This is a genomic window from Streptomyces sp. CA-210063, assembly GCF_024612015.1.
Classification (GTDB): Bacteria; Actinomycetota; Actinomycetes; order Streptomycetales; family Streptomycetaceae; genus Streptomyces.
Genome location: NZ_CP102512.1, coordinates 4,866,293 through 4,889,011 on the forward strand (window position 1 = coordinate 4,866,293; position 22,719 = coordinate 4,889,011).

General features: G+C 70.9%; 21 protein-coding genes. 5 read left to right on the forward strand and 16 right to left on the reverse strand.

Annotation, left to right across the window (positions count from 1 at the left end):
- Window positions 1-124: 124 nt before the first annotated feature.
- Entirely contained in the window at window positions 125-2,758 is a 2,634-nt protein-coding gene (gene clpB / locus JIX56_RS21060) for an ATP-dependent chaperone ClpB (protein ID WP_257542758.1), read from the reverse strand.
- Between the two features lie 168 nt (window positions 2,759-2,926).
- Between clpB and JIX56_RS21065 the strand changes: the two genes are divergently transcribed.
- On the forward strand, window positions 2,927-3,340 hold the full coding sequence (locus tag JIX56_RS21065; protein WP_257542759.1) for a pyridoxamine 5'-phosphate oxidase family protein: 414 nt from the start codon (window positions 2,927-2,929) through the stop codon (window positions 3,338-3,340).
- Between the two features lie 214 nt (window positions 3,341-3,554).
- Here the strand turns inward: JIX56_RS21065 and JIX56_RS21070 are convergent, their stop codons facing one another.
- Window positions 3,555-3,890 (reverse strand): hypothetical protein, encoded by a 336-nt coding sequence (locus JIX56_RS21070; RefSeq protein WP_257542760.1) that lies wholly within the window; start codon window positions 3,888-3,890, stop codon window positions 3,555-3,557.
- A 5-nt stretch (window positions 3,891-3,895) separates the two neighbouring features.
- On the reverse strand, window positions 3,896-4,090 hold the full coding sequence (locus JIX56_RS21075) for a hypothetical protein (protein ID WP_443031849.1): 195 nt from the start codon (window positions 4,088-4,090) through the stop codon (window positions 3,896-3,898).
- 104 nt (window positions 4,091-4,194) lie between these two features.
- Between JIX56_RS21075 and JIX56_RS21080 the strand changes: the two genes are divergently transcribed.
- Window positions 4,195-5,208, forward strand: a complete 1,014-nt coding sequence (locus JIX56_RS21080) for a helix-turn-helix transcriptional regulator (RefSeq protein ID WP_257542761.1) — start codon at window positions 4,195-4,197, stop codon at window positions 5,206-5,208.
- A gap of 84 nt (window positions 5,209-5,292) precedes the next feature.
- Here the strand turns inward: JIX56_RS21080 and JIX56_RS21085 are convergent, their stop codons facing one another.
- Entirely contained in the window at window positions 5,293-6,378 is a 1,086-nt protein-coding gene (locus JIX56_RS21085; RefSeq protein WP_257542762.1) for a helix-turn-helix transcriptional regulator, read from the reverse strand.
- Window positions 6,379-6,782: 404 nt separating this feature from the next.
- Between JIX56_RS21085 and JIX56_RS21090 the strand changes: the two genes are divergently transcribed.
- Genes JIX56_RS21090 through JIX56_RS21100 form a run of 3 tightly spaced genes read left to right on the forward strand, consistent with a single transcriptional unit; the run spans window position 6,783 to window position 10,153 of the window.
- The gene (locus JIX56_RS21090; RefSeq protein WP_257542763.1) at window positions 6,783-8,324 is read left to right on the forward strand and encodes a circularly permuted type 2 ATP-grasp protein; all 1,542 of its coding nucleotides are present in this window, start codon (window positions 6,783-6,785) and stop codon (window positions 8,322-8,324) included.
- Window positions 8,321-9,256: an alpha-E domain-containing protein gene (locus JIX56_RS21095; protein WP_257542764.1), complete on the forward strand. Its 936-nt coding sequence runs from the start codon at window positions 8,321-8,323 to the stop codon at window positions 9,254-9,256. The genes JIX56_RS21090 and JIX56_RS21095 overlap by 4 nt, the downstream gene beginning before the upstream one ends.
- 9 nt (window positions 9,257-9,265) lie before the next feature.
- Entirely contained in the window at window positions 9,266-10,153 is an 888-nt protein-coding gene (locus tag JIX56_RS21100; RefSeq protein ID WP_257542765.1) for a transglutaminase family protein, read from the forward strand.
- A gap of 112 nt (window positions 10,154-10,265) precedes the next feature.
- Here JIX56_RS21100 and JIX56_RS21105 read toward each other — a convergent pair whose 3' ends face one another.
- From JIX56_RS21105 to JIX56_RS21160, 12 genes are all read right to left on the reverse strand, one after another.
- Window positions 10,266-11,420: a sugar ABC transporter substrate-binding protein gene (locus JIX56_RS21105; RefSeq protein ID WP_257542766.1), complete on the reverse strand. Its 1,155-nt coding sequence runs from the start codon at window positions 11,418-11,420 to the stop codon at window positions 10,266-10,268.
- Window positions 11,421-11,960: 540 nt separating this feature from the next.
- Window positions 11,961-13,211: a zeta toxin family protein gene (locus tag JIX56_RS21110; protein WP_257542767.1), complete on the reverse strand. Its 1,251-nt coding sequence runs from the start codon at window positions 13,209-13,211 to the stop codon at window positions 11,961-11,963.
- Window positions 13,208-13,543 carry a hypothetical protein gene (locus JIX56_RS21115; RefSeq protein WP_257542768.1) on the reverse strand — a complete coding sequence of 112 codons (336 nt, stop codon included), beginning with the start codon at window positions 13,541-13,543 and terminating at the stop codon, window positions 13,208-13,210. Before JIX56_RS21115 ends, JIX56_RS21110 begins: the two co-directional genes overlap by 4 nt.
- A gap of 186 nt (window positions 13,544-13,729) precedes the next feature.
- On the reverse strand, window positions 13,730-14,236 hold the full coding sequence (locus JIX56_RS21120) for a hypothetical protein (protein ID WP_257542769.1): 507 nt from the start codon (window positions 14,234-14,236) through the stop codon (window positions 13,730-13,732).
- A gap of 90 nt (window positions 14,237-14,326) precedes the next feature.
- Window positions 14,327-15,133: a hypothetical protein gene (locus tag JIX56_RS21125; protein WP_257542770.1), complete on the reverse strand. Its 807-nt coding sequence runs from the start codon at window positions 15,131-15,133 to the stop codon at window positions 14,327-14,329.
- Window positions 15,134-15,256: 123 nt separating this feature from the next.
- Window positions 15,257-16,987, reverse strand: coding sequence for a type IV secretory system conjugative DNA transfer family protein (locus tag JIX56_RS21130; protein ID WP_257542771.1), 1,731 nt, complete (start codon window positions 16,985-16,987; stop codon window positions 15,257-15,259).
- A 63-nt stretch (window positions 16,988-17,050) separates the two neighbouring features.
- Window positions 17,051-17,488: a PQQ-like beta-propeller repeat protein gene (locus JIX56_RS21135; RefSeq protein WP_257542772.1), complete on the reverse strand. Its 438-nt coding sequence runs from the start codon at window positions 17,486-17,488 to the stop codon at window positions 17,051-17,053.
- Complete coding sequence (locus JIX56_RS21140; RefSeq protein WP_257542773.1) at window positions 17,479-18,495, reverse strand: hypothetical protein; 1,017 nt, start codon at window positions 18,493-18,495, stop codon at window positions 17,479-17,481. The genes JIX56_RS21135 and JIX56_RS21140 overlap by 10 nt, the downstream gene beginning before the upstream one ends.
- A gap of 55 nt (window positions 18,496-18,550) precedes the next feature.
- Window positions 18,551-20,626: a peptidoglycan DD-metalloendopeptidase family protein gene (locus JIX56_RS21145; protein WP_257542774.1), complete on the reverse strand. Its 2,076-nt coding sequence runs from the start codon at window positions 20,624-20,626 to the stop codon at window positions 18,551-18,553.
- Window positions 20,627-20,632: 6 nt separating this feature from the next.
- The gene (locus JIX56_RS21150; protein ID WP_257542775.1) at window positions 20,633-21,316 is read right to left on the reverse strand and encodes a hypothetical protein; all 684 of its coding nucleotides are present in this window, start codon (window positions 21,314-21,316) and stop codon (window positions 20,633-20,635) included.
- A 269-nt stretch (window positions 21,317-21,585) separates the two neighbouring features.
- Window positions 21,586-21,948: a DUF4913 domain-containing protein gene (locus JIX56_RS21155; protein ID WP_257542776.1), complete on the reverse strand. Its 363-nt coding sequence runs from the start codon at window positions 21,946-21,948 to the stop codon at window positions 21,586-21,588.
- Window positions 21,949-22,005: 57 nt separating this feature from the next.
- On the reverse strand, window positions 22,006-22,614 hold the full coding sequence (locus JIX56_RS21160) for a hypothetical protein (RefSeq protein WP_257542777.1): 609 nt from the start codon (window positions 22,612-22,614) through the stop codon (window positions 22,006-22,008).
- Between the last annotated feature and the right edge of the window lie 105 nt (window positions 22,615-22,719).

Consider the following 22,719-nt stretch of genomic DNA (forward strand, 5'->3'; position numbering starts at 1 on the left):
GGGTTTGCCCTGCGTGTCGTATCAGCGACGGGAGTCCCGGAGCCAAGCGCCCCACAGCACGACTGCGTGGCCCTGAAGCACGTGTCCCAGGGCCACGACCGGAGAGTCGTGCGGACTACGCGGACTACAGCGTCTTGCCCGGGGTCTCCCTCGGGGTCTCCCTCGGGACCGGGCCCACGATCAGGCCCTCGCCGTCCCCGAAGGCGTCCACCCGGACCGTGTCGCCGTCCTTGACCTCGCCGGCCAGGATCTCCTTGGCGAGGCGGTCGCCGATGGCGGTCTGGACGAGGCGGCGCAGCGGGCGGGCGCCGTACGCCGGGTCGTTGCCCTCGTCGGCGAGCCAGGTGAGGGCCCCGTCGGTGATGTCCAGGGTGAGACGGCGCTCGGCCAGGCGCCCCGCGAGACGGTCGATCTGGAGCTTCGCGATGCGCTTCAGCTCCGCCTTGTTCAGCGCGGAGAAGACGACGAGGTCGTCGAGGCGGTTGAGGAACTCCGGCTTGAAGGAGGCCCGCACCACTTCGAGGACCTGCTGCTTCTTCTCCGCCTCACTCGTGACGGGGTCGACCAGGTACTGGCTGCCCAGGTTCGAGGTGAGGACCAGGATCGTGTTGCGGAAGTCGACCGTACGGCCCTGCCCGTCCGTGAGCCGGCCGTCGTCCAGCACCTGGAGGAGGATGTCGAAGACCTCCGGGTGGGCCTTCTCGACCTCGTCGAGCAGGATCACCGAGTACGGGCGCCTGCGGACGGCCTCCGTCAGCTGGCCGCCCTCCTCGTAGCCGATGTAGCCGGGCGGGGCGCCGACCAGGCGGGCCACGCTGTGCTTCTCGCTGTACTCCGACATGTCGATGCGGATCATGGCCCGCTCGTCGTCGAAGAGGAAGTCGGCGAGGGCCTTGGCCAGCTCGGTCTTGCCGACGCCGGTCGGGCCGAGGAAGAGGAAGGAACCGGTCGGGCGGTCCGGGTCGGCGATACCCGCACGGCTGCGGCGTACGGCGTCGCTCACCGCTCGTACGGCCTCGGTCTGGCCGATCAGACGGCGGCCCAGCTCGTCCTCCATGCGGAGCAGCTTCTGGGTCTCGCCCTCCAGCAGGCGGCCCGCCGGGATGCCGGTCCAGGCGGCGACGACGTCCGCGATGTCGTCGGCGCCGACCTCGTCCTTGACCATGGTGTCCTTGGACGCGGCGGCCTCCTCCTCGGCCTCGGAGGCCTCCTCCAACGCCCTTTCCAGCGTGGGGATCTCGCCGTAGAGGAGCTTGGAGGCGGTGTCGAAGTCGCCGTCGCGCTGGGCGCGTTCGGCCTGGCCGCGCAACTCGTCCAGCTTCTCCTTGAGTTCACCGACGGCGTTGAGGGACTGTTTCTCCTTCTCCCAGCGGGCGGTGAGGCCGCGCAGCTCCTCCTCCTTGTCGGCGAGGTCGCGGCGCAGCTTCTCCAGACGGTCACGGGAGGCGGGGTCGGTCTCCTTGACGAGGGCCAGCTCCTCCATCTTCAGCCGGTCCACGGACCGCTGGAGCTCGTCGATCTCGACGGGCGAGGAGTCGATCTCCATCCGGAGCCGGGAGGCCGACTCGTCGACGAGGTCGATGGCCTTGTCGGGCAGGAAGCGGGAGGTGATGTACCGGTCGGAGAGGGTGGCCGCGGCGACCAGCGCCGCGTCCGCGATCACGACCTTGTGGTGGGCCTCGTAGCGGCCCTTGAGCCCGCGCAGGATGGCGATGGTGTCCTCGACGGTCGGCTCGGCGACCAGCACCTGCTGGAAGCGGCGCTCCAGCGCCGGGTCCTTCTCGATGCGCTCGCGGTACTCGTCGAGGGTGGTCGCGCCGACCATGCGCAGCTCACCGCGGGCGAGCATCGGCTTCAGCATGTTGCCGGCGTCCATGGCGGAGTCGCCGCCGGCGCCCGCGCCGACGACCGTGTGCAGCTCGTCGATGAAGGTGATGATCTGCCCGTCGGAGTCCTTGATCTCGGCGAGGACCGTCTTCAGCCGCTCCTCGAACTCGCCCCGGTACTTGGCCCCGGCGACCATGGCGCCGAGGTCGAGCGCGACCAGCCGCTTGTTCTTCAGCGACTCGGGCACGTCGCCCTTCACGATCCGCTGGGCGAGACCTTCGACGACGGCGGTCTTGCCGACGCCCGGTTCACCGATGAGGACCGGGTTGTTCTTCGTACGGCGGGACAGCACCTGCACGACGCGCCGGATCTCCTGGTCCCGGCCGATGACCGGGTCGAGCTTGCCCTCACGCGCGGCGGCGGTGAAGTCCGTCCCGAACTTCTCCAGGGCCTTGTACTGCCCCTCCGGATCGGCTGTGGTCACCCGACGTCCTCCCCTGGCCTTCTGGAACGCCTCCTGCAACTTCCTGGCGTTCGCCCCCTGCCGGGAGAGTACGTCCCCGGCCTGGCCGCCCTTCTCGGCGATCCCGATCAGGAGGTGCTCGGTGGAGACGTATTCGTCGCCCAGTTCCTTCGCCTTGGCCTGGGCCTCGGCGACCACGCTCAGCAGTTCGCGGTTGGGCTGGGGCGGCGACACGGTGGAGCCGGTCACGCTGGGCAGGCCGGCCACGATCTTCTCCGCGCCGGTGCGCACGGCCGCCAGGTCGGCCTCGACCGCGACGAGCAGATCGGTGATGTTCTCGTTGTCCTGCCCCTGGAGCAGCGCCAGCAGCAGGTGGGCGGGGGTGAAGTCCGGGTTCCCCTCGGACACGGCCCGGCTGCTGGCCGCGTTGATCGCGTCCCGGCTCCTGTTGGTCAGCTCGGCGTCCACGTTCGCTTTCCCTCCTTGCGTCAGCCGTTGCGTCAGCCGTCGGTCACAGTGACTTGGGCAACGTACATAAAGTTGAGTCTATTCCACTCAAGGTGGGGTCGGGGAGGGGTCCCGGAGACCCGGAGCCCGGAGCCCGGAAAAACAGGGTTCCCCGCTAGATTCCAGGACGTGAGCACATACCGAGTGGATCCGGGTGAGCCGGACGCCGCGTACCTCGTCTTCTGGCAGGAGCGCCACCTCTGCACGCTGACCACCCTCCGGGCCGACGGCAGCCCCCATGTGGTGCCGGTCGGCGTTACATACGAGCCCGGGGCGCGACTCGCTCGGGTGATCACCAGCACGACGAGCGCGAAGGCGCGGCATGTGCGCGCCGCCGGGGCGGAGGGCGCCCAGGTCGCCGTATGCCAGATGGAGGGCCGGCGCTGGGCCACGCTGGAGGGGCGCGCCCGCGTCCACGAGGACCGGGAGCGGATCGCGGAGGCGGAGCGGCGGTACGCGGAGCGCTACGGCAGACAGCCGCGGCCGAACCCGCACCGCGTGGTGATCGAGATCGAGCTGACGGCGGCGCTGGGCCGCGGCTGAGGGTCACCTGCGGCCGATGGCCTCCGGCCGCTTCCGGTTGACCTTTTTTCGGACAGAGGTCGGGCAGAAGAGCGAGCGGGCGAGCCGGTGCCGATACCGGCCGGGATCGTGAAATGTCCCCGCAAACCTGCAGCGGCGTCACCGTGTTCAGGTCACGGTGACGCCGCTGCTGGGGGGAAGCGCCTGAGCGATTTGAAACGACGGGGGAATCGCTTCAGGCACTGCGGGGGGTGGCTGATACGGCCGTGGCGGCCGGGGTCTCCGGTTCGGTGAGCTGATGGTCGCGCTGGTCGAGATTGACGAAGACCATCCCGTACCGGACGGCACACCGCACTGGCTGCGGCGCGCCGCGCGGACGCCGCAGACACCGGTACGCCCGGATGTCCTCGTCCTCGTCCCGCGTCACCACCACCGGCTCACCGAACACGGTCACCATCAACGAGTCACCGCTGTGGGGGATGGCGGTGGCCAGGTCGATGAAGTGCCAGCCGGAGCGATAGGCGGTGGCCATTTCACGCCGGAAGGAACGGTCGTCGGGAGGAGTCGTCATGTCAGTCAGTCCCAGACGCTGTCTTGTTCGCCGGTCTCTCCTGTACCACCGGCTTCCACTGCCACCACGCCAGTCGACGCCTCGTCACCGTTCGCCAGGCGATCACCGCTCTCCGCGCCGGAAAGGCCGCCCAGCGCTCCGAAAGCCACAACGGTGGAGAAGGCGGCGACAAGCACCGAGCGAAGCATTCTGTTACGCATAGTCGGCTTCGTCCTCACTTGAAGGTCCCCTCTTCCCCCGTCGGGTATGACGATGACTCATTCGGGCACGTCATGGCCACATAATCGATGCATCATGTTCCTGCATGTTCAGGACCCTGGGGGGTGGAGATTTGGTGACAAACCGAACGAAAGCGATACATCCCCATCCAGTGACCGAGCTGTGCGAGGAAGGCGGGCGCCTCTACGCGAACGCCCTGCGGGTGGGACGTATCGCCCGCGCGGACGTGGAGTCCGCGCCCTGTCTGATGGAGTTCGCGCTCCTGCATCCGGATCCGGACGACATCGGCTGGCTGCGCCCCGTGGCCCCGCTGGTCGCCCTGGCCCAGCGGCTGAGCCCCATAGAACGCGAGATCAGCGAGCGCCGGCGGCTGTCGATCGAACTCTCCGACGCCTTCGAGCCGTTCATGGCGCTCACCGCCCAGGGGACGGCGCCCACCCACGCGATCACGGTCCTGGAGGGCCTGGACCGGATCAACGCGGCGCTCGACCAGGCCACGGCCGAGTGCCGGACCGAGATGCTCACCGTCCAGCCGAGCGGCCGCCGCCGCCCCGAACAGCGGCTCATCGAGGGGCTGGAGCGTGACCGGCCGCTGATCGAACGCGGTGTGCGGCTGCGCACCCTCTACCAGCACACCGCCCGGTACAGCCCCGAACGGCTGGCGTACGTCGACCAGATCGGCGACGGCAAGGTGGAGATACGCACCATCGACGAGCTCGTCGAGCGGCTCATCGTCTGCGACGAGTCCGTCGCCTTCATCCCCGTCCGGGACGACCGGCAGGTCGCCCTGGAGCTGCGCCACCCCGGCCTCGTCCGCTACCTCATCAAGGTCTTCGAGTTCATGTGGTCCCGGGCGGTCCCGCTGAGCGCCGGCGCCCCGTACGAGGCGGCGCCCGACGGCATCACGGACATCCAGCACTCCATCGCCAAGCTCCTCGTCGAGGGCCACGTCGACGAGGCCATAGCGCGCCGCCTCGGCATGAACGTCCGCACCTGCCGCGCCCACATAGCCAAGCTGGCGACGGCGCTGGGCAGCGGCAGCAGGGCCCAACTCGGCTATCTGATAGCGCAGTCGGGGATGCTCGAGCAGGAGGGCTGACTGACGTGGGAGGCGGGTCGCACGAGGGCCGGATCCCGCTCGTCGCCCTGCCGGGCAGTGGGCGCCGGGCCCGACCGGGCCACCTCAGCGGGCGGTCGGGGATTCCGGAGCGGGAAGCGGGACCGTAGGAGCGGGGGCCGGGGAGGGGAGGGCCGGCAGGTCGTCCGGGGCGGCGGAGCGGGGTGGGCCGTCGAGGCCCACCTCGGCGATGCGGACCCCCAGCTGCGTGCGGCTGGCCGCGCCGAGTCGTTCGGAGAGGCGGGCGATGTGGGCCCGGCAGGTGCGGACGCTGATGCCCAGGCGTTCGGCGACCACGGCGTCCTGGTGGCCCTCCGCCAGCAGCGCGGCGATGGAGCGCTCCCGGTGGGTGATGCCCGCGATGCCGGTCGCCGGGAGGGGCGCGGCCAGCGGGATGCCCAGCCGCCAGAGCCGTTCGAAGACCGTGACCAGGTACTCGACGAGCGCCGGGTGGCGGATCTCCAGGGCCATGGTCCGGTCGGTGTTGGCGGGGATGAAGGCCACCGCGCGGTCGAAGACGATGAGGCGTTCCACGACCTCGTCCAGGGTGCGGGCCTCCGCCGACTCCCCCATCAGCTCCATGTAGTTGTGCAGGCCCTGCCCGTGCCGGGCCACATGCGTGTACAGGTCCCGCATGCGCACGCCCCGGCGGCACATCGCCTGCGCCCGGTGCAGCCCCTCGCGCAGCTCGTCCTCGCGGCGGATGCCGCCCGGCTGGACGGTCAGCACCTCCGTGGTGCAGCGGTCGGTGGCCTCGTCGATCGCCGCCCGGATCCGGGACAGCCCGTCGAGCACCCGGATCGCCGTGCTCTCCGCCGACCTCGGTTCCGGGGAGCCGCCGAGCCCGGCGTACCACTCGACGGCGTCGACCGCCGCGCCCATCCGGGCCTGACTGGCGCTGACCTCCGCGTGGACGCCGCGCAGCAGCCGGGTCATGACCTCCTGGGGCGAGGTGGGCACCAGCCAGCCCATGTCGTCGGGGTCGGGGTGCAGCAGGGCGAGTTCGACCAGGCAGGGCACGGCGTCGGCGTCCGCGCGCGGGACACGGCCCCGCCGTACGGCTCTGGAGTACACGCGGTCCCCGGCCGCGCAGAGCCGGTCGGCGCCGTGCGGATGCTCCTCGGTCGCGTGCCCGGCCCTCACCCAATTCACCCCCGGTTCCCGCCTCTTCGGAGCGCCACTATGCGCGGCCCGCACCGGCTCCGCAACACGGCTCCGCCGTGTTTCCGTCCCGAAAACCTCCCTTGCGCCCGCCTATCTCCACCCCTCAGGCAGTGCGCTCTGCAACAAGCTGAAGTCGGGGACGGGAGCCCCGCGGACGACCCTGGCAAGTTCCCCTCGCCCGGCCGTGGAAACGGCGGGAGGCGGGTCGACCGCCCGGCCGGGGATCCCCGAGTACGGCTCCCCGCCGCACTCGAAGTGCGCGGACGAAAGCCTCGCCTCCCCCGCCCGGCCGTACTTCAAACCCTCCGTTTCCGCAGGTCGTGGCCGTGCCCGCAAGACGGCGGAAATGCGATGGTGATCGCGCCGTTACGCCTCGCACTTACCGTCGGGCCATGGCGGACATATTTGACGCGTACGCGTTGGCCGACGCGTGGGACGAGATGTTTGAGCGGCCGGGTGAGGTCAGGACCGCCTATGAGCCGGTACTGGCCGCCCTGCAGCCCATCGAGCCGACCGAACTGAGGTTCAGGGCGGACCAGATGGCCCGGGCGTTCACGGACCGGGGCGTGACGTACGCCTTCGCCGGCGAGGAGAGACCATGGCCGCTGGACCTGGTCCCCCGCATCCTGGACGCCCTGGAGTGGGACCTCATCCAGCGCGGGGTCGCCCAGCGCGTGAGGGCGTTGGAGGCGTATCTCGCGGACGCGTACGGGCCGTGCCGGGCCTTCGAGGACGGGGTCGTGCCCTGGCGGCTGCTCCTCAACTCCGCCCACTTCCACCGGGCCGCGCACGGGGTGGAACCTCCCGGCGGGGTCCGCATCCATGTCGCCGGCATCGACCTCGTACGGGACGAGGCGGGCGACTTCCGGGTGCTGGAGGACAACGTCCGGGTGCCGTCCGGGGTCTCGTACGTCATCGAGAACCGGCGCGCGATGACCCGCGTCTTCCCCTCACTCTTCGCCGAACAGCACGTCGTGCCCGTCGACGGCTACGCGCAGAAGCTGCTCGCCGCGCTCAGGGCCGCCGCGCCCGGCGGCATCGGTGATCCCCGGGTCGTCGTCCTCACCCCCGGCCCCAGCAACGCCGCCTACTTCGAACACGCCCTGCTGGCCCGCCTGATGGGCGTGCAGCTGGTCGAGGGCCACGACCTCGTCTGCCGCGGCAACCGGGTGTGGATGCGCACCACACGCGGGGAGATGCCCGTCCACGTCGTATACCGACGCCTCGACGACGACTTCCTCGATCCGCTCCACTTCCGCCCCGACTCGGTGATCGGCTGCCCCGGGATCATGGGCGCCGCGCTGGCGGGGAACGTGACGCTGGCGAACGCGGTCGGCAACGGCATAGCTGACGACAAGCTGCTCTACACGTACGTACCGGATCTGATCAGGTACTACCTCGGTGAGGAACCGATTCTCCCGAATGTGGAGTCCTTCCGGCCGGACGAACCCGGGCAGTTGGAGGCGGTCCTCGACCAGATCGACCAACTCGTCATCAAGCCGGTCGACGGGGCCGGCGGCCAGGGCATCGTCATCGGGCCGAAGGCGGACCGGGAGACGCTGGAGCGCACCCGGGAGGCCGTGCTCGCCGATCCGCGCGGGTGGATCGCCCAGCGGCCGGTGGCCCTGTCCACCTCCCCCACCCTCGCCGGTGAACGCATGGCCCCGCGCCACATCGATCTGCGGCCCTTCGCCGTGAACGACGGCGACGAGGTGTGGGTGCTCCCCGGCGGGCTGACCCGCGTCGCCCTTCAGGAGGGCAACCTCATCGTCAACTCCAGCCAGGGCGGCGGCTCGAAGGACACGTGGGTCCTCGCCGAGGGCCCCGCCGAGCAGCGCTACGAGGAGGCCCGCGGCACCCTGCCCGAGAAGGCGCCGCGCCAGCTCGGGCCCGACGGCGGCCGGACCGTCGTACAGGAAGGGGCGCAACAGTGAACGACGTGATCCTCTCCCGGATAGCCGAGGCCCTGACCTGGACGGGACGGTATGTGGAGCGGGCCGACGCCACCGGCCGCATCCTCGACGCCTATCTCCACCGCCTCCTCGAAGACCCCTGGCGGGACGAGGACGCCGCCTGCCGGTCGCTGTACGCGATTCTCGGCGTGGACGCGCCCGACCAGCACTGCGACATGCAGCAGGTGCTGGACCAGCTGGCCTTCGACGCCCGCTCGACGGGGGCCATCGAGGGCGCGCTCGGGGCGGCCCGCCTCAACGCCCGCAGCGCCCGCGAGGCCGTCTCCTCCGAGATGTGGGAGTGCCTGAACTCCACCTGGCACGCCCTCGCCGACCAGCGGACGGCCGCGCGCCGCACGGGCGGCCCGTACGCGTATCTGGAGCTGGTACGACAGCGCGCGGCCCTCTTCTTCGGGCTGGCGGACTCGACGATGAGCCGCGACGACAGTTGGCGTTTCGTCGTCCTGGGCCGCAGCCTGGAGCGGGTGGACATGACCGTACGGCTGCTGTCGGTCCGGGTGCTGGACGCGCCGCACGCCCCCGACTGGCCGACCCTGCTGAGCGCGAGCGGCGCCGACGAGGCGTACGCGCGGGTGCACGGCGGCTTCGGCGACAGCCCCAAGGTCGCCGAGTTCCTGCTCCTGGACCGGGACTTCCCCCGCTCGGCGCTGCACGCGCTGACCACGGCGGAGGAGTGCCTGGCCGCGCTCGGCCGCCCCCGCCAGGACCCGGCCCGCCGCCCGATCGGTGCCCTGCGCACCCACCTCGAATACCTCGACTCCGAGTCCCTGGAGGCCGGACTGCCCACGCTGCTGCGCGACTTGCAGCAGGCGTGCATGGCCTCGGCGGAGGCGGTGGCCGAGAAGTTCTTCCCGTACCAAGGTCCCGTCGAGTGGGCCCAGGAAGGCGCGTGAGCGACCCCGATGACACCTCCACCTCCACCCCCGCCCCCGACCCCCGCCACGAGGGCGACCCGGCGCCTGCGCATCCGGCACATCACCCGCGTCGCGTACGCCCAGCCCGCGGCCTCCTCCCACAACGAGGTCCGTATGACCCCGCTGACGCTCCCGGGCCAGACGACCCTGGACGCGCGGGTCCTGGTGAACCCGTCGACACCCACTTGGTCGTACTGGGACTACTGGGGCACCCAGGTCACCGGCTTCGACCTCATCGAACCCCACTCCGACCTGACGATCACCGCGACCAGCCTGGTGGAGACGGCCCCGCCGGAGCCCCTGCCGGACGCGCCCGCCTGGGCGGACGTCACCGCGGCGACCGCCGACTCCCGCCTCCTGGAGTACCTGACCGCGACCAGCCGCACGACACTCCCGGCCGCACTGCTGGACCGGGCCCGGGAGGTGGCCGCCGGGCTCGACGTGCACGGGACGGCGATCGCGGTGTCGGGGATGGTCGCCGACCACGTCTCGTACGTGCCGGGCGCGACCGGTGTGCACACCAGCGCGGCCGAGGCGTGGGAGCAGGGCGCCGGCGTCTGCCAGGACATCGCCCACCTCACCCTCGGGATGCTGCGGGGCCTGGGCCTGCCCACCCGCTATGTCTCCGGCTACCTGCACCCCGAACGCGAGGCCGAACTCCACCGGCCCGTCGCCGGCCAGAGCCACGCCTGGATCGAGTACTGGGCGGGCGACTGGACCGGCTACGACCCCACCAACCGCGTGCCCGCCGACGAGTCCCACGTCGTCGTCGGCCGCGGCCGCGACTACGACGACGTGACCCCGCACAAGGGCATCTACCGGGGGGTGGCCGGGGGGCCGCCGGAGGTGACGATCGAGTTCACGCGGGTGGCGTGAGGGGGTGAACCGGGTGGGGCCGCGCCGCCGTGGTGGGTGAGATCCGCGCGGCCGCCCGGCAGGGGCGCTGATGGCGTCCCTGCCGGGCCGGGCGTCGGAGGTCGACCGGAAGCTAGTTCAGCTTGGCGGCGTCGCAGTCGGCCTTGAAGGCGGACGTGCAGATCTGCTTGACGGTGTAGATGCCGTCCGCGACCACCGTCTCCTTGATGTTGGACTTGGTGAGGGCGACCGGGGGCACCAGCTGGGCGGGGATGTTCTTGGTGGTCGGGGAGTCGACGCTGTCCTTGGCGAGGGCGTCGAACTCGATGGAGCGGCCCTGGACCTTGGCGACGGCCATCTCGGCGGCGGCGGCCGCCTGCGTCGGGAACGACTTGTACACGGTCATGTACTGGTCGCCCGAAAGGATTCGCTGCACGGCGTCCAGGTCGGCGTCCTGCCCGGTGACCGGCGGCACCTTGGTGACACCGGCGGTCTTCAGCACGTCGATGACGGCGCCGGCGATGCCGTCGTTGGCGGCGTAGACGGCGTCGATGTTGTCGAGGCCGAGCTTCTCGACGGCCTTCTCCATGTTGGCCTTGGCGACGACCGGGTCCCAGTCCTTGGTGTCGTACGTCTCGGAGATCGTCACCTTGTCCTGGAGCTCGGAGAGCGCGCCGTCCTTGAACATGGCGGCGTTCGGGTCGGTGGGGGACCCGTTCATCATGACGATCTTGTTGGCGGCGCTGTCGCCGAGATCCTCCACCAGCGAGCGGCCCTGCACCTGCCCGACGAGCTCGTTGTCGAAGGAGACATAGCCGTCGATCGGGCCCTGCGCCAGCCGGTCGTAGGCGATGACGGGGATGCCCGCGTCGTCCGCCGTCTGCACGGCGGACTTGATGGCCTTGGCGTCCACGGCGTCGACGATGATGATGTCGACCTTGTCCTCGACCATCTGCTCGAGCTGGCTGTTCTGGGTCTCCGGGTCCTTCTCCGCGTTGGCGTACTTGGTCACGCCCTTGTTGTCGGTCAGCTCGGCGATCTTCTTCTTGATGTTCGGGTAGTCGAACTCCTCGTACCGCTTGGTCTCCTTGTCGGGGAACAGCACACCCACGGTGATGTCGTCGCCCTTCGTGGGACTCGCCTCGGCGCTGTCGCCGACGTCCACGACCCCGCAGGAGGCGAGGGAGACGGCCGCGGCCGAGGCGGCGAGGGCGGTGGCGGTGCGGCGCAGAGCGGTGCGAGGGCGTATACGACCGCCGGGGGTGTTGCTGGTGGTACGGGCGTTCACATCAAGGGCCTTCCGGGCGTGGGTGCAGCAACTGCGACCCAGGAGGCTGAAAGCCAACGCGGTGATCACCTCAGCGTCAAGGAGTAATCACTTAACGAGATGACAACAGCCTTGTGTGGTCCTGGTGTGAAGAGGGTAAAGCAAGGGACCCCCTGTGTCGCCGCTCGACCTTCACCTGACACGAGCCAACGGCTGCCGCCGGATACCCCCGGGGGCCAAGGGTGTCCGTACGACCGGGCGTTGGGGGACGAAAGGGATGCGTACCGACGGTGACCGGAGCCACCGGAGCCTACGTGTACGGGCGGCAGGTCAGCGCGGTGACCGGGCTCGCGCCGGGCGGACGCGGACCTGACGTCGCCGACCGGGATGTCCACGGTCCCCGGTGCCCGGAGACCCCCTCCGGACATCCGGGCGTCCCACCGGTGGGTGGTGGACCTCACTGGTGGAGCGGGGGTGGTCCGCTTCTCACGTGTTCTTACGTTCTTACGTGTCCTTACGTGTTCATACATGGGCGGGTGGTGAGGTCCAGGTGCTGGTCGGCTACCTGCCGTGCCCCCGGTGGGGTGGGGGGCCGCCCGGTCCCTGCTGGGGTGGGGGGCCGCCCGGTCCCTGGTGGGGTGGGGGGCCGCCCGGTCCCTGGTGGGGCGTCGGACGGGCGGGGCCTGGGCGTGGACTCTCGCCGGGGGCCTGCGGGGTGGTGGCGGGCCCGCCGGCGGGGCGTGGGGTGCTGCGGGAGCGGGCGGCGGCGGCCGAGGGGGAGGGTGAGGGTGGGGACGGCTGGGCTGGGGTGCTCGGGGACGGCTGGGCTGAGGTGTCCGGGGTGGGCTTGGCCGTGGCATTCGGGGTCGACTGTGCCGCGGCGTCCGGGACCGGCTTGGCCGCGGCGTTCGAGGTCAGCTGGGCCGCGGCGTTCGGGGTCAGCAGGGGGCGGGCCTGGTCCTCGATGCGGGTGAGTCTGCCCTGCCACTCGGGGCCCAGCGCCTGGGCGGTCTCGCGCAGCCGCAGCTGGGTGGTGACGAAGGAGTCGCTCTCGGCTGCCGTCCAGGGGCGGGCGCGCTCCGCCGCGAGGGCCTCGCGCAGCCCGGGCGGGCCGGTCCAGTTGCCCGTGTCATCGAGGGAGTTGCCGTAACGGGGCTTGCTCTCGCCGCGCCGGTAGACACTCGCGAGGTCGGCGAGGGCGCCCCGGTCGACCCGGTCGGCGAGTTCGAGGATGCCGGCGTAGGACTCGTCGGCGTTGGACTGCACGGTCAGCCGCCCCTGGCCCCGGTCGGCCAGCTGCTCGAAGTACCGGTTGACGATGCCCTGGTTGCTCATCGCCTGCGGCACCCCCATGAAGAGTGCCTCGACGCGGGCGCCGGAGTCCCCGTAGGCCCGCATCTTCTCCTCCACGGCCGCCGCGTTCTGCGAGGTCTCCTGGATGATCGCGTGCAGCCCGTGCTCGCGGACGTACGCCTCCGCCTGGGCCATCCAGGCCCGTCCGTCGGCGCGGGTGTACGCGGCCATCAGGGTGTCGTCCTGGGCCATCAGACGGGCGTACTCGGGGTGGTAGGGCTTGTAGAGATCGCTGTCGACGTCGACGAAGCCGCCGTGCCGGTTCAGCGTGCCGGCCACCATCTCGGTGACCCTGCTCTTGCCTGCGCCGGGCTGGCCGACCAGGAACACCACGGTGGGCGTCTCCTGCCCGACGCGGCCCGCCAGGAGGTCGGGGACGATGCGCTCACGGAAGATCCGCCGGTTCTCGGCGTCGGACAGCCGGTGCCGCTCCACCTCGGCGGGGTCGATCACGGTCACGTGAGGCTCGCCAGGATCTCGCGCGCGAGGTCGGCGTAGCGCGAGCGGGCCTCGGCGATCTGGTCCCGGTCCGCCGAGCGCAACCCCTCACGCTCCTTCGCCAGCCGCCCCTGCGCGGCGCGCGCGGCCTCGATGACGGCGGGCTCGGGGGCGTCCTTGGCCTCCTCCGCAGCGATCAGCGCGCTGTACGCCCCGACGGCCCCGTTGACGGCCTCGACCGCCGCCTCGTACGCCGCGGTCTCCTCGTTCGACCAGTCGTGCGGCTCCAGGGAGTGGGTCACGGAGATGCCGGTGTTCCGTGAGGCGTCTCGAGGAGTGTCCTGTGCGGTCATGTGTCCCTCCAGTGTCCCGGTGTCCCGGTGTGTCGAGTGGTCATTGTGGGGGACGGCGGACGAGGCGAGCCGGGTTCCCAGGAACCCGGAGAGTGGATCGGGGAGTGTGGATCGGGGAGTGTGGATCGGGGAGAGTGGATCGGAGGGTGGAGTCGCGGAGGGGCACCCGCCACGGTCACCGGCGGCTCAGCCCTCGGACGCCCACTTCCGCAGCAGGGCCTCCCGCTGCTCACGTCGTGGGGTGCCCTCGGCGGCGTGGGCGCGGCCCCAGCCCGCGAGGGTGTCGACCTCCGCCGTACCCGCCACCAGGCGCTCCAGCAGGGTGACGGAGAGGTCGTACTCGGACTGGACGTAGCCGCCGAGGGAAGCGGCCGACTGTGCGTTCAGTTCGACAGTCCTGTCGGCGGTCTCCAGGTGCACCTCGAACGCGGCCGCGGCATCACTGCCCCCCGCGACGGCGTTGAGGACGAGGTCGACGGCCGTGGTGGCGAGCAGTCGGGCGCCGGACCGGATCCGTACGTACCGCACGGCGACCGACCGGATCTCCGACCAGCCCCACACCGCGCTCTGTCCCGTCCCGAGCCCTTCCACCCAGTCCCGCGTCAGCCGCACCCCACACCCGTACCCCTCCGGCTGCGCCCCGACGTACACACCACCGTCCTCGGCGATCCAGAACAGTCCGACCATGGCCATGAGTGCCTCCCCGACAGCGACGTACGCGTTTCCCCTGGTGAGACGTGTTCCGGCGCTGGACGGTTCAGCGGCCCAGGGCCGTCCGCAGGGTCACCGGCCCAGTGCCGTCCGCAGGGTCACGCCGTGCCGCACGCGCAGGCGCCGTAGCTCCCACACGGACAAGGCCGTCACCGTCAGCGGGCCGCCGAGGAGGAAGGAGTAGATCACTGCGGGCGGGGCCGCCACATCGGGGGTGTCGGAGAAGCTGAGGGCGAAGAGTGACCAGACCAGCAGGGGAGAGAGGAGGGCGGGAAGCAGTTCGTGGACGTCGGCGGTGCGGAAGCAGGAGTTCAGCGCCATGAACGTGACCAGCAGCGTGGTGAAGACGGAGATGAGCAGGACGAGGACGCAGGCGATGGCTCCCACGACCAGCAGCGCCAACATGGCCAGGCCGGTGATCGCCACGCCGGCCGTCTCACCGAAGAGCCCGAACGTGAGATCGAAACGACCGATGTCGGCGTCGGAGATGATCTCGCCGCGCAGCGCGAGAACCATGAGCCAGCACAGCCCGACCCCGAGGGCGATGACCCCGATCACGGTCAACGGCCCGACGAGACGTCGTAGGTACACACCCCCCAGCGGTGAGCGCGCCGCGAGGATGAAGAGCGTGATCCCGAGGGCCCCGGCGCCCAGCAGGATGGCGCACCCCACCGCCAGGTTCTCCAGCTTGTCCAGGACGAACTCCTGGCGTCCCTTCCGCAGCGGGTAGGCCATCACCAGCCATACGGTGGCCAGCAGCCCCAGCGCCGTACGGGCGCGCTGGAGCCAGGTGATGACCGGGTCCCTGATGAGGTCGGGCCGGTTGGGGACGGCCAACGCCGCCGCCCCACCGATCAGGATGCCCACGGCCTCACCCACTCATGGCCTCCTTCCGCTTCGCATGTGGCTGCTCTCTTGTCTCTGCTCTCTGCTCTCTGCTCTCTGCTCTCTGCTCTCTGCTCTCTGCCCCCGGCTCGGGCCAGGTGCCTTCGCGAACACCGTTCAGCGCGCCCCGGGGTCGTACTTCCGCAGTGACTCCTGGACCTCGCGGGCGTACGGGCCCTCCCACCACGGGACGGTCTCGACGAGGACCGGCTTGGTGCCGGAGGCGAGTACGAGGGCGCGGCCCGGGGGCATGGCGCCGAGGTCGGAGACGCCGAGGACGCGTTGGCGGCTGACGGACTCACTGACCGTGCGGTTGCCGCTCCAGCCGCCGAACTCCGACTCACGGCTCGCCTGGTACTCGCGCTGGTCGTACTCGCCCGCCAGTTCGCTGAGGTCGCCCAGGAACCGGGTGTCGGAGACGCCGCCGCCGTAGACCCGGATGTTCGCGGCCGACCACAGCTTCTCCATGCCGCGCTCGCCCCACACCTCGATGCCCTGGGCCCAGGACTGGAGGATGGTCATGAGGATGATGCCGCGCGAGCCGTAGTGGGAGTACAGGTCGGGCAGGGTGCGCCAGCGGCAGACGTTCGCGGCCTCGTCGAGGACGCCGACGAGGGGGAGCGCGAGGCGGCCGCCGCGCTGGGTGGTGGCGTACTCCTCGGCCGCCTCGACGACGGCGACGGTGAGCGCGGTGACGAGCGGCCCGGCGGAGTCCCGGCCCTCCCGGGAGAGGGAGTAGAGGGTGCCGCCGGTGCGGACGAACGCGTGCGGGTCGAACTCGGGGGCGTTCGGGTCGGCGGGCGGCGTCACCCAGCGGTTGACCTCCGGGTTGATCAGGCAGGACGCCATCTGCTGGGCGACACCGTAGATACCGCTGCGCTGCTTGTCAGGGGCGGTGAGGACACCGTTGAGGCCGTCGGCGGCCATGGTGTGCCCGGCGCCGCGCAGGATCCGCTCCGGGGTGTCGTCCTTGGGGTTGGACAGCCAGGTGTAGATCTGCGTGATGGGCATCTTGCCGCTGGCGGCGGCGAGCAGCAGGTTGGCGAGGAGGTCCTGACCGGCCGGGTCGAAGAAGGCGTCCGTGGAGGCGTTGGCGTCACGCGACCCGCTGGCGAAGTGGTCGGCCATCTTCCGTGCCTTGGCCACGTCGGTGACGTACGACAGCGGGTTCCACCACCAGCTCGGCGTCTCGGCGGCGACCTGCTGCGGGTCGAAGACCCACACGGGTCCGCGCGCGGAGCGGGGGCCGCGGGTGGAGTCCACGATGTCCCGCTTGTTGGAGGTGACGAGGACGGCGCCGGGCCCGTCGAGGATGGCGGGGACAGCGCGTCGGGTCGTCTTGCCGGTGCGCGGGCCCCAGATGTCGACGTGCATGTCCTCGTACGAACCGAACAGTGGCTGCCTGCCCTTGACGGACCGTCCGATGAAGACGCCCGGGGTCCGTGCCTTCACCCCGAGGCGCTCGGCCGTGGCCGCCGCGCCCTTCATCGTCAGCTTGCCCAGCTCCTCACCCTTCGCGAGGTGCTGCGCCGCGCCGTCCACCTTCGGCTTCTTCTTGAACCGCTGCACCACCCGGTACGCGGCGGTTCCCAGGATGCCGAGCAGTACCGCCTCCCCGGCGGCGACGGCGCTGGCGGGGGACCCCGGCCAGCTGTAGTCGCCCTTCACCATGTCGACGAGGAACGTCAGCGGATTCGACGCCGGCGCCGGCGCGTCCGCGAACGGCGCGCCGACCTTCGCGGCCAGCCACGCCCCCACCACACCCAGGAGCACGACCGCGACCACGATGACGATCTCGATCGTCCAGTCGTCCTCGGCGCGGGGCTTCTTCTGCTGTTCTGCGGTCACCCGCGGTCCTTTCTGCGTGGCTCCGGAAGGTCGGGGCCGGGTTCGCCACGACGTCCGTCGCGTCTACTGCTTCGTCTCGGGGGCGAATACGAAGAGGTCGTAGCCGCTCGCCAGCACGCCGTAGCCGCCTGTCGTCAACTGAAGGACGTCGCCGTCCGCTGTCAGTTCGGAGGTGATGTCAGGGACGAGGCGGGAAGCGAGGACCTTCTTGGTCCCCATGTCCAGGGCCGTCAGCCCCAGGTCGTCGGCGGAGGCGTAGAGGACGTCCGCGGTCGGCAGCGCCAGGGGCGTGATGCTCTGCTCGTCCGCCGCCTGGCGCCACAGTTCGGCGCCCGTCTCGGTGTTCCAGGCGACCGCGCCACCGCCGAGTTGGGTGACCACGGTGCCTCCGTCCGAGGCCAGGACGGAGGCCACCCGCGCATTGAGCGTCTCGCCGTACTCGGCCTTCGGCCCTTCGGCAAGCAGCCGCCCGGTCCTGAGATCGACCACGGTCAGGACCACGTCGTACGTGTCGTCGTCCGGCAGGTCCAGGCGAGCAGGCCCTTGTCCTGGGTCAGCGCGTACAGGCTGCCCTCCAGGTCGCCGGCCTCCTCGACATCGGCGAGGGCGGCGGGTCGGTCGACGTCGCCCAGGTCCCACAGCTCCTTGCCGGTGAGGCGATCGCTGACGGACAGGCGGCTGCCGCTGCCGTCGACCGCGGAGTAGGTCGAACCGACGCGGTAGCCGAAACCGGCGCCGAGCGGCGCCTGGTCGACGCCCCGGTTGCGGACCTCGACGGTGGCGCCGCCGCCGACAGGGGTGTAGGTGCTGCTCTTGTTCCCCTCTTCGGTGAGCAGATGGCCGGCCTCAGCGGTCAGGTTGTCGGCGTCCTCGCCTTCGAGGGTGGAACTGCCCAGCTTCTCCCCGGACGGGGCGTACATCGTGTACGTCGTGCTGACCGTTTCCTTCTTCAAACCGTCGGGGGCGACCACGTCGCCCTCCACGACCAGGAGAGCCGGGGAGCCGTCCTCCCACTGGGAGATCTGAATGAACTGGTCCAGGCTCAACTCGCGCCCTCCCGGCCAGTCGGCCGGGGCCGTGACGTCGACGGTCCGGCGGACCTTGCCGGTGGCAGCGTCGTGGAGACGGGCCCGGAAGTGGTACTCCTCCGATGCCACGCTTCCCGCCTGGGAGTACTCCGTCATGTCCTGGGTCAGGACGACGGCGTCGCCCAGGACACAGGTCCGCACGTCGATGTTGATGACGTGGCGCGCGGCGGATGCGGCGGGGTCAGCGACGCAGCCCGAAGTGCCATCGCCCTTCAGACTCCACGCGGGTTCTTTGGACAGGCCCGGCAGCGCGGCGCCGTCGTAGGCGGGACCCGTCCGCTTGGCGGCGGAGGCGGACGCCTTGGGTGTCGCCCGGCCGGTCGCGTCCGTGTCCTCGGGATCGCCGTCCCCACCGCAGGCGGTGAGGAGACCGAGGGACAGGATCGTCCCGGCGATCAGGGCCATCCGGTCCTTCGTCAACTTGCTTGCTCCGTCGGGTGGTCGATGGCTGAAGGAGAGGAGTTCGAGGCCCGCCTCATGCGTCCTCCGTGCCGGTCGTGCCGTCGCCCTCGACCGCGTTCGTGCCTGCCGGGATCGGCACGCGGTAGACGCCGGTGATCTCGTCCTGGACGTCCCAGGTGCTGAAGGAGACGGACTTGCCGGGGCGCGGGGCGTGGATGATCTTCTTGGTCTTGGGGTCCCAGACGATGCCCACGTGGCCGGAGAAGCCGCCGCCCTCGGGCCGGAAGAAGATCAGGTCGCCGGGCTGCGCCTCGGACAGCGACACCTCGTACTTGCGGAGGCGGGGCTCCTGCACGCGGGTCGTACTGCCGATGTCGATCTTCCTGTCGCTGGCCATGTAGTACGCCCACTGCGTGAAGCTGGAGCAGTCGAAGCTGGTCGGGTTCTGGCCCTGGAGGCGCGGCGCGCCGTACACGTACGGGACACCGATGCCGCGCTGCGCCCAGCCGAGGACCGCCCGGATGACCGGGTCGTCGGAGTCGGGGAGGACACCGGAGGCGCCGGCGCCGTCGGGGGCGACGGCCGCGCCGCCGTTGTCCTCGGCACACTCCTCGTACTGCGCGTTCCGGCCCTCGCTGCCGTTGTCGCCCGGAACGGTGCCGTAGTCGGGATTGGCGGTGACCCGGCCGGCCATCCACCCCGCGGGGTCGACCATGCCGGGACCCTGGTCCTGGCCCCCGACGAACGGGTTGTCGACACCCGGGACGAGGACCTCCCAGTGCAGGTGGGGGCCGGTCACGTTGCCGGACGCGCCGACCGTGCCGATCTGGTCGCCGCGCTTGACGGACTGACCGGCGGACACATTGAACGAGGTCTGGTGGGCGTAGAGCGTGATGACGCCGTCGGCGTGCCGCAGCTTCGTCATGTTCCCGTACGCCCCGCCGGGGCCCGCGGCCACGACCTTGCCGTCCGCCGGGGCGTAGATCGGGGTGCCGCTGCGAGCCACCAGGTCGAGGCCGGTGTGGTAGCCGAGGCTCCACATGCCGCCGCTCTTGTGGTACTCCGTGCCCATCACGTAGGTGCCCTTCTTCATGGGCCACTGCCAGTCCTTGCCGCTGGTGACGGGCTTCTTGGCGACGGGGAGGGCGCGGGTCGTCGTGTCGGTGGAGTTGGCCGCCAGGGACATCGCCGTGGTGGTGTCGTCGCCCTCGTCGTCCAGCGGCGGTGTCGACCACGAGCGGGCCGAGGTCGCGGCGATGCTGAGGGCCCGGCTGGGCTGGGCGCCGTTGCCGACCGGCTCCGGGATGTCCGACTGCTTCCCCAGGGTGGGGAAGTCGGGGTTCTTCTCGATCGTCTCCGCCAGGTGGGCGTACCAGCGCTTGATGAGGTCCTTGTCGCCGGTGAGCACACCGCGGTAGCGGGCGGACTGGGTGAGGACCACGCGCGGGTAGATGGTGTTGGAGGCGGTCGAGCCGGAGTAGATCTGCAGCGCCTTGAAGGGCTGGGTCTCCGCCTTCTTGGCGTGCAGGAAGTTGGCCGCGGCGTAGGCCGCGTCGTCGATGTTGTAGAGGTCCTTCTTGCCGTCGCCGTTGCCGTCGTCGCCGTAGTCCGTCCAGGCCGGCTTGCCGAACTGCAGGATGCCCATGTAGCCGAGGGAGTTGGCGCCGCCGGGCGCGGCCGACGGGTCTTGGCCGTACTTGGTCTCCTGGTACATCTGCCCGGCGATCATCGTCCAGTCGAGGCCGTCGTAACGGGCGGCGGCGCGCATCGAGGCCAGGATCATCTTCGGCGGTATCTCGTTGCGCGCGGTCTCGCTCGGCATGTACATCTTCCCGGCCGGCATGACCGGGTTGGTGGCCGCCGCGTCGTCGGTGTTGCCGGCCTCGACGTTGTCGGCGTAGTCGTCACAGGCGGCCGCGGCGGCTCCCGCGCCCATACCGCCGAGGAGCGACCCCAGCAGGACCAGGACAAGGGTGCCGATCCCGGCCAGGGGCAGGAAACCGATACCGGCGGCTATCCACAGCCACTTCTTGTTGTTGTTGTCCTTCTTGCCGCCGCCCGAGCCGTTCTTGACCTGGGCCGCCGTCTTGGCCGCCTTGGCGACCTTCGCCGCCTTGGCGGCGGCGGCCAGTACCGCCGGAGCAACCATGGCGCGTCACACCCCCGAGTCGTCGGAGGCGCCCACGTCACCGAGGCCGAAGATGTCGAATCCCGAGACGACCCACTTGCCGTTGACCTCCTGGACGCTGACCAGCCACTGGTTGGACTCAGTGGTGGTCTCGCCGCCTTCGGTGCGCGTGGCCTTCACCTCGACCAGGCTGGAGATCGAACGACCGCTGTCGCGCACCAGATCGTCCGAGATCACCGCGTCGCGTTCGACGACCGCGGTGCCCTTGGAGGAGCACTGTTCGGCCTCGCAGGTCGCCCACGCCTTTCCGGTGGGCAGCACGGTCAGCTGCTTCATCCGCGCGTCGTTCAACGTGAGTTCGAGGAGGGGGGCCTGCCAGGCCGCCGACTTGGCCGTGTGGTCGTACGTGTTGATGCCGGCCATGTACCGGGTCATGATCTCGTGGGCCTCGGCGGCTTCGGCGACCGAGACGATCGGCACGGTCGCCGCGTTCTTGTCGTCGTCCGCCGCGTCCGGGTCGGAGGTCGCCTGCCCTCCCGAGCCCGCCCCGCCCTGACCCGCGGTGGCGGTGGACGTCGCGGAGCTGTCGCCCTCGTCGCTCCCGTCGTCTCCGTCGAACACGGTGAACACGGTGAGTACGGCGATCAGGAGTACGCCGAGCACCCCCAGGGCCAACAGCCCCGTGCGCTTGTTCTCCTCAGGCAACTCCACGCTCCCGCGCCTCCCTTGTGCTGAGCCGGTACGGCGGTCGACGGGTGACCGGGACACGGTAGGGCGAGGCGTGGGGCGAGGAGTCGGGGGAATTCCCGACGGGAACGGCGTGGGACGGCATCGGGAAAGAGCGGGAAATCCCGGCGCCGGATCGAGCGGACGCACCCACCTCGGCGGACGCGCGGCGTCACCCGTCCCCGGCCGGCGTGACGGCCCGGAGGCCACCGCTCGCGTTCACGGCGCCGCCGTCTCCCGCGCTCCCATGGCCGTCACTCCGGCCGGGGGTCCACCGGCAGCGGATCGAACGGGTAAGCCGTGTGCCCGTCCTTCGGGGAACAGGCCGCGAACGGCCCCGAGTCGGCGTCCATCAGCACACGGAGGTGCGGGTCGGCGTGGTGCAGCCACCACGTCGACATGCCGAGCGCCGGGTCCTGGCGCAGGTGTTCCCAGGCCAGCCAGAGCGCGGAGAGGCGGGCGCCGGCCTCGGGGTGCTCCCACCACTTGGGGCACCAGGTCGCCGACGAGCCGTTGACACGGCGGCGGACCATCTGGGCGAGGTAGTCCGAGACGAAGACGAAGACGTCCGCGAAGTAGAACTCCGGCTCCTCGGCGGGGCCTTGGGTACCGCTCATCGCTCCACTCCTGCCACCGTCAGCATGGGCACCCCTTCGGTCGGGCGGTCGGAACGATCAGGTCAGGACGATACCGAGCAGCAACAGCACGACCACCACCGCGCCCATCACGATCCGCGCCGTCGGGTCCTCGCGTTCCCACAGGTCGTGGACGAGGGCCCAGCCGGTCAGCCGGGCGGCGCGACCGCCGTGGAGGCCGGCGGCCTGGCCGTGCTGCTCCTCGTCGGCGTCCTCGCCGTCGGCCGGGAGCGCCCCGGGCTCGTCGTCGGCGTCGAACCCGACCGGCAGACCCTGTTGTTCCTGAGCCACCAGGACCATCTGCTCGAGGAGTTCGGGGATCGTGTGCGGGGTGAGGGGATAGGTGAAGGTGCCGTACGGCGTCTCCATGCACAGCCGCGCCTGCCAGGGGTTGCCGGGCTCGTAGCCGTCGATCCAGGCGTGGTCGGCCTGGAAGACCTGGGTCGCCGGGGGCGCTTGGGCGGCCTGCGGAGCCGGGACCGCGGCGGGAGCTGGTACCGCGGCGGGAGCCGGGGCAGGCGCCTGTTGGACCGGCGGGGCCTCATGCACCGGCGGGGTCTGCTGGACCGGCGCGGTCTGCTGGGGAACGCCCCACGTGCGCGGGTCGGGCTGCGGCGGTTGCTGCGGGTGCCCGTTGTGGTCGGTCAACTCTCGTCCTTCGCCGGGTCCGTCGGGTCCAGGGGTGGTGCCGGGAGCGTCGTGCGTACGGCAGACGTGCCCAGCGCATTGTGGGCCCAGGGCGAGTCAGGACAG